General features: G+C 45.0%; 14 protein-coding genes. 6 read left to right on the top strand and 8 right to left on the bottom strand.

All coding sequences use genetic code 11. The features are described from left to right. Nucleotides 1-41 precede the first annotated feature (41 nt). The 3 genes from pgl to gndA all read right to left on the bottom strand — a co-directional run bounded on the left by pgl (nt 42) and on the right by gndA (nt 3,792). On the bottom strand, nt 42-767 hold the full coding sequence (pgl, locus tag FLA_RS28490; RefSeq protein ID WP_076376754.1) for a 6-phosphogluconolactonase: 726 nt from the start codon (nt 765-767) through the stop codon (nt 42-44). Nucleotides 768-851: 84 nt separating this feature from the next. Continuing rightward, complete coding sequence (gene zwf / locus FLA_RS28485; protein WP_076376752.1) at nt 852-2,363, bottom strand: glucose-6-phosphate dehydrogenase; 1,512 nt, start codon at nt 2,361-2,363, stop codon at nt 852-854. A 16-nt stretch (nt 2,364-2,379) separates the two neighbouring features. Continuing rightward, nucleotides 2,380-3,792, bottom strand: a complete 1,413-nt coding sequence (gene gndA / locus FLA_RS28480) for an NADP-dependent phosphogluconate dehydrogenase (RefSeq protein WP_076376750.1) — start codon at nt 3,790-3,792, stop codon at nt 2,380-2,382. Nucleotides 3,793-3,917: 125 nt separating this feature from the next. Between gndA and FLA_RS28475 the strand changes: the two genes are divergently transcribed. Next, a complete protein-coding gene (locus tag FLA_RS28475) occupies nt 3,918-4,274 on the top strand; it encodes a carboxymuconolactone decarboxylase family protein (RefSeq protein WP_076376749.1) in 357 nt (118 codons plus the stop codon). A gap of 407 nt (nt 4,275-4,681) precedes the next feature. Here FLA_RS28475 and FLA_RS28470 read toward each other — a convergent pair whose 3' ends face one another. Further along, nucleotides 4,682-5,578: a cupin-like domain-containing protein gene (locus tag FLA_RS28470; RefSeq protein WP_076376747.1), complete on the bottom strand. Its 897-nt coding sequence runs from the start codon at nt 5,576-5,578 to the stop codon at nt 4,682-4,684. Nucleotides 5,579-5,696: 118 nt separating this feature from the next. On the opposite strand from FLA_RS28470, the gene FLA_RS28465 reads away from it, so the two are divergent. Continuing rightward, complete coding sequence (locus FLA_RS28465; protein ID WP_076376745.1) at nt 5,697-6,311, top strand: L-threonylcarbamoyladenylate synthase; 615 nt, start codon at nt 5,697-5,699, stop codon at nt 6,309-6,311. A gap of 4 nt (nt 6,312-6,315) precedes the next feature. On the opposite strand, the gene FLA_RS28460 is transcribed toward FLA_RS28465, so the two are convergent. Further along, nucleotides 6,316-6,720 carry a GNAT family N-acetyltransferase gene (locus FLA_RS28460; RefSeq protein WP_076376743.1) on the bottom strand — a complete coding sequence of 135 codons (405 nt, stop codon included), beginning with the start codon at nt 6,718-6,720 and terminating at the stop codon, nt 6,316-6,318. Between the two features lie 69 nt (nt 6,721-6,789). Continuing rightward, a complete protein-coding gene (locus FLA_RS28455) occupies nt 6,790-7,398 on the bottom strand; it encodes a ribonuclease HII (RefSeq protein ID WP_076376741.1) in 609 nt (202 codons plus the stop codon). A gap of 61 nt (nt 7,399-7,459) precedes the next feature. Here FLA_RS28455 and FLA_RS28450 point away from each other — a divergent pair, with 61 nt between their 5' ends. From FLA_RS28450 to FLA_RS28435, 4 genes are all read left to right on the top strand, one after another. After that, a complete protein-coding gene (locus FLA_RS28450) occupies nt 7,460-8,377 on the top strand; it encodes a COX15/CtaA family protein (RefSeq protein WP_076376739.1) in 918 nt (305 codons plus the stop codon). A 105-nt stretch (nt 8,378-8,482) separates the two neighbouring features. Further along, nucleotides 8,483-10,705: a patatin-like phospholipase family protein gene (locus FLA_RS28445; RefSeq protein WP_076376737.1), complete on the top strand. Its 2,223-nt coding sequence runs from the start codon at nt 8,483-8,485 to the stop codon at nt 10,703-10,705. Between the two features lie 103 nt (nt 10,706-10,808). Beyond that, nucleotides 10,809-11,705, top strand: a complete 897-nt coding sequence (locus FLA_RS28440; protein ID WP_076376735.1) for a UDP-2,3-diacylglucosamine diphosphatase — start codon at nt 10,809-10,811, stop codon at nt 11,703-11,705. 10 nt (nt 11,706-11,715) lie between these two features. After that, a complete protein-coding gene (locus FLA_RS28435; RefSeq protein ID WP_076376733.1) occupies nt 11,716-12,774 on the top strand; it encodes a glycosyltransferase family protein in 1,059 nt (352 codons plus the stop codon). 1 nt (nt 12,775) lies between these two features. On the opposite strand, the gene FLA_RS28430 is transcribed toward FLA_RS28435, so the two are convergent. Further along, entirely contained in the window at nt 12,776-13,663 is an 888-nt protein-coding gene (locus tag FLA_RS28430; RefSeq protein WP_076376731.1) for a flavin reductase family protein, read from the bottom strand. A gap of 4 nt (nt 13,664-13,667) precedes the next feature. Further along, nucleotides 13,668-14,672: a fumarylacetoacetate hydrolase family protein gene (locus FLA_RS28425; RefSeq protein WP_076376729.1), complete on the bottom strand. Its 1,005-nt coding sequence runs from the start codon at nt 14,670-14,672 to the stop codon at nt 13,668-13,670. Nucleotides 14,673-14,815 lie beyond the last annotated feature (143 nt).

Here is a 14,815-nt window from a genome sequence, read left to right as displayed (position 1 = left end):
CTGGCGTCAGGAAAATGGTCCAAATGCATTGCCAATAAGGATTAGCTTAAATTACCAGCCGCAGCCTGATCTACAAACCAAATCAGCTGACCACTCTCTGGTTTTATTACTTGTGAAGGATATAAATCAGGGTTGTAGGCTCCTGTTATCACTTCTTTTAAAACGGTTGTTTTGTTTGCGCCGGCAGCCAGAAAAACCACACAGGCAGCTTTGTTCACCACAGGTGCTGTTAAAGTGATACGATACATATTTTGCGACTCCAGCCACAGCGAAATAGCCCACAGTTTTTGTTCGTGTATCACTTCTGTTTTGCCAGGGAATAATGACAGGGTATGTCCATCATCACCCATGCCTAATAACACCAGGTCAAAGGTGGTTGGCTTACCGTCGAAATAGTTGTGCAACAGTTTTTCATACTCCGCAGCTGACTCTTCGGGCGCAACGTCCGGGCGCATAATATGAATTTGCGCTTCATTCACAGGCACATGATTGAGCAACGTGTCGTAAGCCATTTTAGCATTGCTGCGTTCGTCCGTTAAAGGCACATAACGCTCATCACCCCAGAAAAAATGCAGCTTGCTCCATTCTATTTCGTTGCGGTATTTATCAGTAACCAGTAATTCGTGTAATTTCTTGGGAGTGCTGCCACCAGAAAGTGCAATGGTAAAACGATCCTGCTTTTGCAGCACCTGCTTTATATACTGCACCAGCCAGTCTGCCACTCCTGTGCTCAGTTTGTCTAAGTTTTCGGAAATATGTAATTGCATAGTCTATGATATTAAAAACGAAGTGGAAACGCTTTTGAATTGCCGTTTCCACCTCTTATGTGATTTCATTGGAATAAACCTGTGTTACGGTTTAATAGGTAAGGATACCCAGTTATGACCATCGCGGGCAATCAATGCTTCTGCATCTTCCGGGCCCCAGCTGTCTGGTGCATAGTTAGGGAAATCTACCGGCGGTCTGGCTTCCCATGCTTCAATAATAGGCATTACCACTTTCCAGCCTGCTTCTACCTGGTCGGCACGCATAAACTGTGTAGGGTTTCCTTCCATTACATCCAGCAACAGTGTTTCATATGCCTCAGGCTCATGTCCGTCGTAAGCATCTTTGTAGCTGAATATCATGTCTACCGGGTTCAGCGTCATGCTCTGGCCCGGACGTTTAGCCTGGAAACGCAGCCTGATATCCATTTCGGGCTGTATGCTAATGGTTAAACGGTTAGGACGGAAGGAGTCTGCTGCTTCCTGCGGAAACGCATAGTGTGGCGCTTGCTTAAACTCAATAGAAATAATCGTTGATTTCTGGTGCATGAATTTACCGGTGCGCACATAAATAGGCACACCCTGCCAACGCCAGTTATCAATAAAGAATTTTGCCGCTGCAAAAGTTTCTGTATTCGATTTTGGATTCACGCTTTTTTCCTGGCGGTAAGCCTGCACCTTAGTGCCTTTCATCCAGCCATGACTGTATTGGCCACGCACGGCATATTCATGCACCTGATCGCGGCTGATGGGGCGGATAGCGTTTAATACATCCGTTTTCTTGTTGCGTATTTCGTTGGCATCAAAGTTTACCGGCGCTTCCATAGCAATCATACATAACAGTTGCAAAATGTGATTTTGCACCATATCACGCAATGCACCGCTTTGCTCGTAATAACCGCCGCGGTCTTCCACGCCTACGGTTTCTGCTGCAGTAATCTGAATATGATCTATATAGTTACGGTTCCAGATAGGCTCGAACAAAGCATTGGCAAAACGTAAAGCCAGGATGTTTTGCACCGTTTCTTTACCCAGGTAGTGATCTATGCGATAAATCTGGTCTTCGGTAAAGATGCTGTTTAATAAACTGTTCAGCTCACGCGCGCTTTTCAGATCATGTCCAAAAGGCTTCTCTACTACAATGCGCACGGTTTGCGAATCTTTACACCATTTCAATGCACCCAGTTTGGTAGCAATGTCGGGCACCAGTTGTGGTGCTACGGCCAGGTAAAAAATTACGTTGGCGTGTACACCCCATTCTTCTTCATATTGCTTTACCACGTCGCTCATCTTGTGATAAGCTTCCGGGTCGCTCGCATCCATTTGCAGGTACGACACATGCTCAGAAAAACCAGCCCACTTGTCGTTGCTTTCCCCCTTGCGGCGCGAAAACTCCTGTATGCCATCAAATAAGTGATTGCGGAATTTATCGTTGCTGTATTCTGTACGGCCTAAACCAATTACCGCAAATTTTTCAGGCATCCAGTTATCAATGAATAAATTGAATAAAGCCGGTGCCAGCTTACGCTGGTTTAAGTCGCCACTGCCCCCGAATATGAATAATATGGAAGCCGGCGGTTTTATAGTTGTTTGTGACATGTTATACGTTTTTTAGTTATGCACCCCATTCTGTATGAAAACTTCCTTCTTTGTCAATACGCTGATAGGTGTGTGCGCCAAAGTAGTCGCGTTGCGCCTGAATAAGGTTAGTGCTCATACGCTCTGTGCTGTAAGCATCAAAATAAGCCAGTGCGCTCATTAAGCCACCTACCGGCACCTGCTGCTGCACAGCAGTAACAATTACGCTACGCAAGCCTGGTAATTTCTGCTGCACAATAGCTGCTAACGGACCATCCAATAATATGTTGGCCAGTTGCGGATTGTTGCTGTAAGCAGTGTAAAAATCTTTTAATAAGGTACTGCGGATAATGCAACCGCCTCTCCATGCTTTTACCACATCCTGTAAAGGAATATCCATTTTCAGTTCGCGCGAAGCCTGAAACAGCATCGCTAAGCCCTGTGCATAACAAAGGATGATAGCTGTGTATAAAGCTTCGCCAGCCTGGTTAATGATGGCCTGCTTCTCGCCGGAAAAAGGCTTCACGGTATTGGCGTATATTTTAGCCGCTTCCACTCTTTCGGCCTTGTAACCCGAAATGGTACGCATAGCTACGGCAATGTCAATAGTAGGAACAGCCACCGGCAGCTCCATGGCATCCTGTGAAGTCCATTTACCCGTGCCTTTGCTGCCTGCCTTATCCAATATCACATCCACCAGCCTGTTGCCGGTAATGTCATCTTTCTGTAAAAAAATGTCGCGGGTAATTTCTACCAGGTACGATTGCAGTTCACCTTCGTTCCATTGCTTAAACACCTGGTGCAGCTCGTCGTTGTTCAGGCCTGCACCTTTATGTAAAATATCGTATATCTCACTGATCAGTTGCATAATGGCATATTCAATACCATTGTGCACCATTTTCACGTAATGGCCTGCCGCATCCTTACCCATATAGGCAGTGCAAGGCTCTCCGTTTACCTTTGCTGCAATAGCTTCCAGTAAAGGTTTTACGTGCTGGTAAGCTCTTTCGTTGCCACCCGGCATAATGCTCGGGCCTGTACGTGCGCCATGCTCTCCACCCGAAACGCCCATGCCCATAAAATGCACGCCTTTTTCTTCCAGGTATTTTACACGACGTAATGTATCGGTGTAATGCGAGTTACCGCCATCAATAATAACATCTCCTTTTTCTACCAATGGCAACAGGCTTTCTATCACATCATCCACCGGTTTGCCTGCCGGCACCAGCATCATTACCTTTCGTGGCACCTGTAACTGCTGCACCATGCTCTCTAACGAGCCTACACCTTTTACAACTGTTCCGGCTGTTGCCGCTGCTTCCAGCGAACCGGTTTTTTGACTGTCTTTATCAAATCCAATCACACTAAATCCGTGATCGGCCATGTTCAGCAACAGGTTTCTACCCATAACGCCCAGGCCTATCATTCCGAAGTCGTATTTATTCTCCATTATGTATAGGTTGTGAATTTGCTATGCAATTTAACCATATGTTCCCATACTCAGTTGTACAAACAATAGGTTAAATGGTAAAATTGAAATAAGTATCGTGCTACTTTTACATCAAATTATGTACAATGAGCAAACTGGTAGAGGAATTTAATGAGTACCGCACCAAGATGAACGAGGTAATTTTAAGCAAAGACAACCTGGTAATGAAACGTCTGTGGAACCTCGATACCAACACTTATGAAGAAGGTGCACTGGATAAAAAAACCAAGGAAATGCTGGGCCTGGTAGCAAGCATGGTACTGCGTTGCGACGATTGTATCAAATACCACCTGGGCAAAAACCACGAGCTGGGCGTTACCACCAAAGAAGTATATGAAATTTTTGCAGTGGCCAATATTGTAGGCGGCACTATAGTAGTACCCCACACCCGCAGGGCTGCTGAATACTGGGAAGCCTTGGAAGAAAACGGCTCAGCAAAGTAATGTTATATTTTTTCCGGCGAAGTTTTTACTCCTTTTTCAGGCATAAAAACCATTTCCCCGGCAACACTTGCCCCTAAGGCAAGCTTCGCAACCTTACACAAATCCTACCTGGCTATCTATTTATAATCAAGCCCTTACGCGCAAACGTAAGGGCTTTTTATTGTTACAGTAACACCGCTGTTTTCTTAATACTTTATTTATCAGATAATTCATCGTGAAAAATCACGCAAAAATCAGTGTTTAAACCATTGTTATCTCCCTTTAGAAACAACAACTTTGAAAACATAAACGATGAACTTGCCTTTGAGCAACTTTTTCATTGGGGGTTATATGCTGACACAACTACGGCGACTCTCTAGTCGCTGTTATTTTTTTTAAGCCAACACTAACTGCTTTATTTTCCCTGTTTACCTTGCTGCTTCCAGTTCTTTACCCGCTTCGGCATACACTTTCTGTTTTTTCCACTCATACCATTTCATAGGCATGGTCTTTTTCATCAGCGTATCAATATTGCGCATACCTACCAGGTTCCACACACCTTTCAGCTTACCACTTACCGAGCTGTTCAGTGAACGCAGGCTCATGGCAAAACCATTGTCCAGGTATTCCATATGATGCCAGTAGCCACCAGGCATAAACAAAGTATCACCATGCTCCAGGGTTAATTCGTATCCCTTCGCAAACTGCACTGCCGGAAAAGCTTCTGTGTTCAGTTTGCTTTTATCACTATCATAATAATTGCTGAAATCGGCCATGCTCAACACCTCAAACGGGCGGCGGTATAGCTTGTGCTGCTCGTTGTACGGAAACAGTAACACTTTTTTTCTGCCGGCAAACTGGGTGTGCATAATATGGCTCAGGTCAATATCAAAATGCATATGCGTAATAGATCCTTTACCTCCTACAAATAGCATAGGCACCCGCTTTACAAACCCTTTCATCAAATGTTCGGGCCAGGTAAAATCCCGGGTAAGCTGTGGGGCATGGTTAAAGATGTTGAAAAGAAATATACGCCAGGCGGCATCTTTTTTGGGGTCGGCCTGCAGCATATCCACATATTTTCCAAACGTGGTATACTCATCAGCCTTGTTTATAGGTGTGTAAGCGTCGCTTTTTACGTTATTATAAATACCCACCTTTTTATCACCTGCAATTTCTTTAAAATATTCCCAGGTCCATTTGTGATAGGCTGGCCATTGCTTAGACAAGTTTTTTATTACAACTGGTATCTGCGGCTCAAAGTATTTACTTCTGAATTCTTCCGCAGAAATCTCTTCTACCAGATCAACAGAACGTAGCAACATGTTTAATCGTTTATTCCTGCAAAATTAATATTTACCGGAATAATTTTTTATGCGGATGATTAGAACGTGTTTTCTATATCCGCTCTTTTTTGTTAAAAACTATAACATAACTTACATCATGCTTTTAGAAATACATCCGGAAGACCCGCAACCGCGGCAAATAAAAATGGTATTGGAATGCCTGCGGGATGGTGGTGTTATCATTTATCCCACCGATACCATTTATGGTTTGGGCTGCGATATTTCCCAGCACAAAGCTGTTGAAAGAGTTTGCCGCATTAAACAGGTCGACCCTCAAAAGGCCAACCTCAGTTTTATCTGTTACGATTTAAGTGATTTAAGTAAGTACACCAAAAGCATTTCCACGCCGTTGTATCGCATTTTGAAAAGCCATTTGCCCGGCCCGTATACATTTATATTACCTGCCAGCAAAGAGGTGCCTAAAATATTACAAAGCAAAAAAAGCACGGTGGGCCTGCGCGTACCTGATAATAATATTGCCCGCACCATTATACAGCAGTTGGGCAACCCCATATTATCAGCGTCCCTTCCAGGTGATATGGTGGAAGAATATACCGATCCCGAACTCATTTACCGCAACTTTAGCAAGCTGGCCGATATTGTAATAGATGGCGGCATGGGTGGCATGATACCATCTACGGTGCTGGACTGCACGGGTGATGAACCTGTTATTATTCGTAAAGGGCTGGGCGAATGGGAGCAGGAAGATTAAACAGTTAAGCTGCGTAAATTTTTTGCAGCAGCTTTTCTTTTACTCCACCAATCCATTCTTCTTTTAATACAGACAGGATAACAGAGTCCCTTCTCACACCAGGTTCCATACTGGGGCCGGTGCTGCGTAAAATACCTTCTACCGTACAGCCAATGTTTTTCATGGCTTCAATGCTGCGGGCATTTTTTCCATGCGCACGAAACTCTACCCGTTTTATGCCCCACTGTTCAAAAGCATAGCTTAACAGCAGCAACTTGCAATGCCGGTTTAACCCACTGCGCTGAAAATCTTTTCCATACCAGGTATAGCCCAGCTGGGTTGTTTCGTTTACAGATTGTATATCGTAAAAACGGGTGCAGCCTGCATAAGCATTGGCAGCTTTGTCAAACACCAGGAAGCAGGAAAACAATATCTGAGGTTTGCAGTGGCGTTAACCTTACCCGTTCGTTTTCCAATACCAGGTTTTCTGGAAATAGTATCATAAGTTATCTGCTGAAATAGTAAGCTGTGTAGAAGCGATATTAAAGCTTTTGCGGTGGTATTTGCACAACCCGTGCTGGTCAATGGCCTCGCGGTGCGCCAATGTACCATAGCCTTTGTTCTTCGCCCAGTTGTAATGCGGAAACTCATCATGCAGCCGGGTCATGTAAGCATCCCTTGCTGTTTTGGCCAGTATACTGGCAGCGGCAATGCTGGCATAAATGCCATCGCCCTTTACAATGCACGTGTGCTGAATGCTGGGGTAGGGTGTAAACCGGTTACCATCTATCAGCAACAACTCCGGCACCACACGCAACTGCTCAATGGCCAGGTGCATGGCTTTAAAGGAAGCCTTTAATATATTAATGCGGTCTATTTCTTCTTCACTTACCATGGCAACACCATAGCTGATGGCATGCTCTAAAATGGATATTCTTACCTCATTCCGCTCCGCAGCTTTTAATTGCTTGCTGTCGTTCAGTAATGGATGAGTAAATGTTGCCGGCAGTATTACAGCCGCTGCAAAAACAGGACCGGCATAGCAACCTCTTCCGGCTTCATCACAGCCAGCTTCCACCATTTTTTGCTGATAATAAGGTGCGAGCATGAAGTAAAGATAAGTTGATATAGTTACATAGGCTACCTTTGCGCAGCTAAAAAAAGGTACTATGAGTAATACAAACAATGCCTATCTCAAATACACCCGGTTTGTTCTCTTTTTTGTTTTTGTGGTAATTGCAGCCGGTGGCATTGTGCGTATGACACAAAGTGGTATGGGATGCCCGGATTGGCCGCGTTGTTTTGGCAGCTGGATACCGCCTACCAATGCCAGCCAGTTACCCGCTGATTACGAAAAATACCTGCGCCAACAAGATATCGACCACGAGTTTAATGCAGTACACACCTGGACAGAATACATTAACCGTTTACTGGGAGCCATCCTCGGTTTCCTGTTCATCATACACACCATCTGGAGCGCCCGCAAGTTTTTCAGCACCAGACCCTCCATTTTCTGGATGTCGTTTTTAATGCTGGTTGCTACCGGTGTACAGGCCTGGCTGGGCAAACGTATTGTAGATGCCAACCTAGCCGTGGTAAAAGTAACCACCCACATGCTGGTAGCGCTGGTAATTGCCATTATACCCGTAGTTATACTACGCCGCCTGCAAAACATTCACCCGGTAGAAAACAAAGGCACCAAGTGGCTGGCCATACTTACCTTATTGTTGCTGCTGGTGCAGATAGTGATAGGCACCGAAGTGCGTGAGCAGATTGATGAAGTATCCCGTGCATTACATTACGAACAGCGCGAACTGTGGATAAACAGGCTGGACTTTTTCTTTACCCTGCATAAAACTTGTGCCTGGATAGCTACTGCCTGTTGCGTGGGCCTGTTCTGGCGCAGTTTACCTTATAAAGTACTTTCTGCTATAGGCGGATGGATATTTGTAGTAGTATTGACTACCCTGGTGCTGGGTTTATCTATGTTATACCTGAATGTTCCTGCTATTGCGCAACCACTGCACCTGATCTGTTCCAGTTTGCTTTTTGTGCTGGTATATGCTTTAATACTACGTTTAAAATAATTTACGCCATTTATCATTTAGCCTGTATGTAACGTTTGCTTTTTTACCCTAAATTGTAGTAAGAAAAGAAGCCGAAAAAGGCCGGTCAACAATTAAAGAACGGATATGAAAAAGTACCTGGTCGGCATATATTACTCCTTACCCCTACAACTGTTTTTGTTGCACTTCCGGCGTTACCAGGTATTTCTTATTTTCTGGTATATCCTGTTTGCCACGGTATCGGGGCATTTTATGGAAACCTACGGCGCCCACTCCCTGTACCTGGCTCCTGAATACCTCGGGCAGGTAAATGCGCTGGGCACTGCCATTGTAGGTTTTACCATCGGCACTTTTATTATGAGCTGGAACATTACCACGTTCATACTACATAGTAAGCATATCCGCTTTCTGGCTACCACGGCACAACCTTTCTTAAAATACTGTATCAATAATGCCATCATTCCCCTGGTGTTCCTGGGGTTTTATTTATACCATGCTATTGATTACGAACGTTACCGCGAGTTAATTCCCCTGAAAGAGATCTTTTTTCTTACCGGTGGTTTTGGCGGCGGCTTTGTATTGTCGCTTATCATTTGCTTTGTATATTTTTTCGGTGCCGATAAAACCATTTACCGCAGCATGGCTTCGGTAATTACGGTGGCCCACAAAAACTACCAGAAGGCACTGAAAAAAAAGCCCCTGCCTGCCGAGAAAAAAGAAATAAAGGTAGAGTGGTTTTTAAGCGCCACGCTGCACCTGCGTAAACCGCGTGATGTGCGCCACTATCCACAGGAGTTTTTAGACCTGATATTTAAACGTCACCATTTCTCTGCCGTACTGGCCATTTTAATGGCTTTTATTTTTTTAATCGTCATTGGCTTTTTATCCGATAATTCTGTTTTCCAGGCACCCGCTGCTGCCAGCATTACTTTATTATTTGCTATATTAATAGGTGTAGCCGGGGCATTGTCGTCTTTTCTGCATAGCTGGACGCTTCCACTGGTAGTGATACTATATGTAGCTGTTAACTGGATGTATCAGCACGATATCATTGACCTGCGCAATAAGGCCTACGGCCTGGATTATACCCAACAAAAAGAGCGTCCTATTTACAACCGTGAAACGGTATTGGCTTTGGCTTCTCCCGAAAACGAAGCAGCCGATAAGGCCGCTTTCCTGCAACGGCTGGAAACCTGGAAGAAAAAGCAAAGCAGTAAAAAACCCACTTTATTTCTGATCAATGTTAGTGGTGGCGGCACCCGTAGCGCCACGTTTACCATGAATGTGCTGCAAAGGCTCGACAGCCTTTCCCAAGGTAAATTCATGCAACAAACAGTATTAATCAGTGGAGCATCGGGCGGTATGTTAGGAGCAGCGTATTTCAGAGAACTGTACCTCCAAAAACAACTGGGCCACCCCATTCACCTGCAGGATAAAACCTATGTAGATGATATTTCCAAAGATCTGCTGAATCCGCTCTTTTCGTCTTTTATCTCGCGCGACCTGGTAGGCCCGGCTAAAAAGTTTTCATTGGATGGCAATATCTATATTAAAGACAGGGGCTATTCCTTTGAACGAAAACTGAACGAAAACACGCACGATCTGTTGAACAAACCGGTAGGTGATTATATGCCAGCCGAAGACTCCGCATTGATTCCCACCATGCTGTTTAATTCTGTTATCAGCCGCGATGGCCGTAAAATGATCATCAGCACCCGCCCGGCCCGTTTTCTCATGCGTAGCGCAACAGACAGCAGCCGCATTTCGCAAGCCGATGCAGATGCGATTGATTTTAATTCCTTCTTTCACAACCAGAAGGCCATGAACATACGGGTAACGTCTGCACTGCGCATGAACGCTACCTTCCCGTATGTGCTGCCCAATGTGTGGCTACCTACCATGCCTGTTATTGATGTAATGGATGCAGGACTGCGCGATAACTATGGCCAGGAAACTTCCCTGCGCTTTGTACAAACCTTTAGCACCTGGTTAAAGGAAAATACCGATAAGGTGGTGCTGATACAAATACGTGACCGCAAGCTGGGCGAGTGGGACGAACCAAAAGAAAATAGCAGTATCCTCAGCTTTTTAACCAAACCTTTCCTGTTACTGCAAAACAACTGGTTTCGCCTGCAGGAATATTATCAGAACGATCAGCTGGAGTATATGTACAACAGTTTTGGCGACCATTTTTACCGCCTTTGCTTTCAATATGTGCCTGGTAATAAAGATGCACATGCCTCTTTAAGCTTTCACCTGAATGCCGGCGAAAAGCTGGATATTGCCGAAACACTGAACAATCCCACCAACTCCAAAGTGTTTGAATTATTCAGTCAGTTGCTTCCATAGGCATTTTTCTTTACAATTCCTTCACAATTGCGTTACAATGTTTTAATTGGCCGGTAATGTACAGGTAACATTCATAAGGGAGTTTTGATAAACCAAATTCCACATGGATAGAAGGCCGGTAGATGTGGTGGTCATGAGTGATTTACACCTGGGAACGTATGGATGCCACGCACAGGAAATTATTAACTATCTCAAAAGTATTCAGCCACAGATTCTGGTGCTGAATGGAGATGTTATCGACGGATGGCAGTTTAGCAAGCGTTACTTCCCCGTAGCGCACATGCAGGTGATTAAAGAAATTATGAGCCTGCTTAGCAAAGGCACCCGTGTTATTTATATTACCGGCAACCATGATGAAGTACTACGCAGATACAGCGATATACAAATAGGCAATTTTCAGCTCACCGATAAAATGGTCATGGAAATCAATGGTAAAATGACCTGGATTTTCCATGGAGACGTATTTGATGCTACCACTAAAGGCAGTGCTAAAATACTGGCCAAATTAGGCGGTCATGGCTACGACCTTCTTATCCTGCTTAACCGCTGCATTAACTGGTTTCTGAAACTGGCAGGCCGCGAAAAAATGAGCTTTAGCAAAAAGGTAAAGAATGGTGTGAAAAAAGCAGTGTCGTGGATTGCCGATTTTGAACAAACCGCTGCCGAGCTGGCCATTAAAAAGAAATACGACTGCGTTATCTGTGGTCATATTCACCAGCCACAGAAAAGGGTTATTGAAACCAAAGATGGCAGCGTTACCTACCTCAACAGCGGCGATTGGGTAGAAAACCTTACCGCCCTGGAATATGCGCACAACGATTGGACTATTTATCAATACGATGCAAAAGATTTTACCACTAATGTAACAGCTATCGAGAAGAAGCTGCCAGAACTGAATGTGGTAACGGATGAAGTTATGATGTTTCAACCCGGAGCTCTTTCCAATAACAGGGTAGCCATGGCTACCCCACTTTTTCAACTATTGAATCAAACACTGTAAACAGCCGGTTATGAAAATATTTTATGCAGTACAGGCAACAGGTAATGGACACATAGCCAGGGCTATGGAGTTAGTTCCTTTTTTACAGCACTATGGCCAGGTAGACGTGTTTTTAAGCGGCACCAATAGCAACCTGCCGTCCACCCTGCCTGTAAAGTATAAAAGCAAAGGCATATGCCTGTTCTACGGTAACCACGGAGGTCTTGATTACATGAAAATGCTGCGCGCTTTTAACCCGGTACGTGCCTGGAAAGAAGCCAAAGCATTACCCGTTGAAAACTACGATGTAGTGATCAACGACTTTGAAAGCATTACAGCACTTGCCTGTAAGTTAAAAGGTGTGCCTTCTATCAACTTTGGCCACCAGGCCAGCTTCCAGAGCGCCAACACCCCACGTCCTTCTAAAAAGGACCTGATGGGCGAAATGATATTAAAGCATTATGCCAAAGCAGAAGCCTATGTGGGCCTGCACTTTGACAGGTATGATGACTTCATATTCTCACCCGTTGTGAAACAACAGGTGTTACAGGCTCAGCCTGAAAACAAAGGCCACGTTACGGTATACCTTTCTCACTATTCTGATGAGGTGGTAGCCAACAGTCTGCGCCAGGTAAAAGATGTGCAGTTTGAAGTGTTTTCTAAAAAGGTAAAAAGCAAAACCGTACAGGGCAACATCACTTTTGTACCTATCGGTAATGAAGCGTTCAGCGAAAGTATGATCAACAGCTATGGTGTAATTACCGGCGCTGGTTTTGAAACACCTGCCGAAGCTTTATACCTGCAAAAGAAATTACTGTGTCTGCCTATCAAAGGCCAATACGAGCAGCTGTGTAATGCAGCCGCACTCGAAAAGTTCAACGTACCTGTAGTGGAAAGCATTGACAATGCCTTTGTTGGTAAAGTAAACAGCTGGTTACAAGCACCTGCTCCGGCAGCACTCACTTTATCACATTCTACTTACGAGTTGGTTCAGCATGTAATTGAAAAAGCCAGAGCCTTACAATTACAGAAAGGCGCTGGCTCTAACACTATCTTCAACCCCGAAGACTGGGCTTCTCCTATTTATTAATTCAATCCAGGCTGCCTGCCAGCAATACCTGCCAGGCAGCTTCTATATTGTTTTCTTTCAGCAGCTCTCCCGCATAGGAGTGCAGTTCCAGATCCATGTCGTCCGGATTAATGGAATAATACTGTACAATATTTTTTAACCGGTCATCTGTATAAGCCGGGTTTACCACAGGCATTTCATGTACATTGGCCAGTTGCCCCAGATCGTTACCCGTAAGCACTTTACTGTTGCGTATACCGGTGGGCAGCGCATCAATACCAATGCCCAGCTGCGTGTTAGGCTTGGGCACTTTAAACAGGCTGTTGTTGTTTATAGCACAATACCAATCTCCTCCCAGGCGGGCTACATGCTGTATCTTCTGCTGGTCTATCATGCCGTTTGCATCCAGTATGCTGTCATCAATGTGCATGCAAAGCACCTCACATATCACCAGGTTGCCTGCACCACCTTCCTGACCCAGCGGCTTCACTTCCTGTACCCGGCATTCCAGTTTTATTTTGCTTTCCTGCACCATAGGTGGTTTTACCATACTGGCCGGTTGTGCTGTAAAGCCTGCTTTTATAAATTCGTCGGTGCCTTTGGGATATTCGCAGCTGGCCAATGAGGTTTGCTGCACCATAGCATAGTCTACTATATTAATAACCACCTCCGGCACCTCCAGCACATTTTCCAGCGTATGCTTTACCGTGTTGTCCCGCACGCGGCGTGAAGGAGAAAATATCACTATCGGCGGCGCAGAAGAAAACAGGTTAAAAAAGCTAAAGGGGCTCAGGTTTACATTGCCTTCTTTATCTATCGTACTGGCAAAACAAACCGGCCGGGGCGCAATGGCCGCCTGCAAATAGCCGTGCCGTTGGGCAGTAGGCATTTTGTCTAACGCTAAAAACATACAATTACTTTTTCCTTTTCAAAATGCTCCAGTCCGTATCTTCTTTCACAATAGTGTTGGAGAGTTTACCTAAACCTTCTACGGTCATTTCTACCACGTCTCCGGGCTGTAGCCATTGCTCAGTATAATCGGGGTTATTCAGTTTGCCGGTACCATTCAGTTCCAGAAAACAGCCAGTACCAACCGTACCGCTACCAATTACATCACCAGGATGCAGGTCTACGCCATAGCTACAACGTTCTATTATTTCAGCAAAGGTCCAGTCCATCTGGTTTACATTGCCATCACTTACCTGAACGCCGTTTACAAAACATTGCATAGGCAAATCCCAGCTTTTGCCCACGTGCCCTTCTTTAGGAGCGGTTTCAAAAGCAGCCAGCTCCTCCAGTGTTACCAGCTGGGGGCCTAACACCGTAGCAAAGTCTTTGCCTTTGGCAGGGCCCAGGTTCAGCAGCATTTCTTCCATCTGCAGGCGGCGGGCGCTCATATCATTCATAATCATCAGACCGCCGATATATTCATCGGCCTCTTCGGCACGAATGTTACGGCCGTGTTTATTAATCACTATCGCCACTTCCAGCTCAAAATCCAGCTTTTCAAAGTGGTCGGGCATACAGCGTATATCGCCGGGACCTTGTATAGTATGATGATTGGTAAAATAGAAAATAGGGTATTGGTCAAACTCCGGAATCATAGGCACATTGCGGTTGCGGCGGGCAGCAGCTACGTGCTGGCGAAACGCATATCCATCGCGGCAGCTGGAAGGAAATGGTACCGGCGACAGCAACTTCACTTTTGCCAGCGGCAAGGCTTTTTCTTTTCCAACGCGGCCATTGGCTATGCTTTCATTCACATTTTGTAACGAGGGTAAAATGTCTTCCCAGTAGGTAAGCAGCATGCTCATGCTGTTAGGCAGTTCGGGATGTATCTCTTCCAGGTTATATACATAGCCCTCTGCTAATAATCCCAGGTGGTCGTGGCCATCCTGCAGGTAAGAAACAAGTTTCATTTGATTAGATTGAGTTTATAGCAAGGCCACAACGAATATTTCCTATTCATATGGCACTTTGAAAAAAAATCGTGGCCAAAAATAAGGGTAATTTTTGGCTTGGTCATCATAATTGAGCGGCTCATAAATAGCTAAAAATCAGC

The organism is Filimonas lacunae, assembly GCF_002355595.1.
Classification (GTDB): domain Bacteria; phylum Bacteroidota; class Bacteroidia; order Chitinophagales; family Chitinophagaceae; genus Filimonas; species Filimonas lacunae.
Note: the sequence above shows the minus strand (reverse complement) of the source record. Positions and strands in the feature narration are given on the sequence as shown.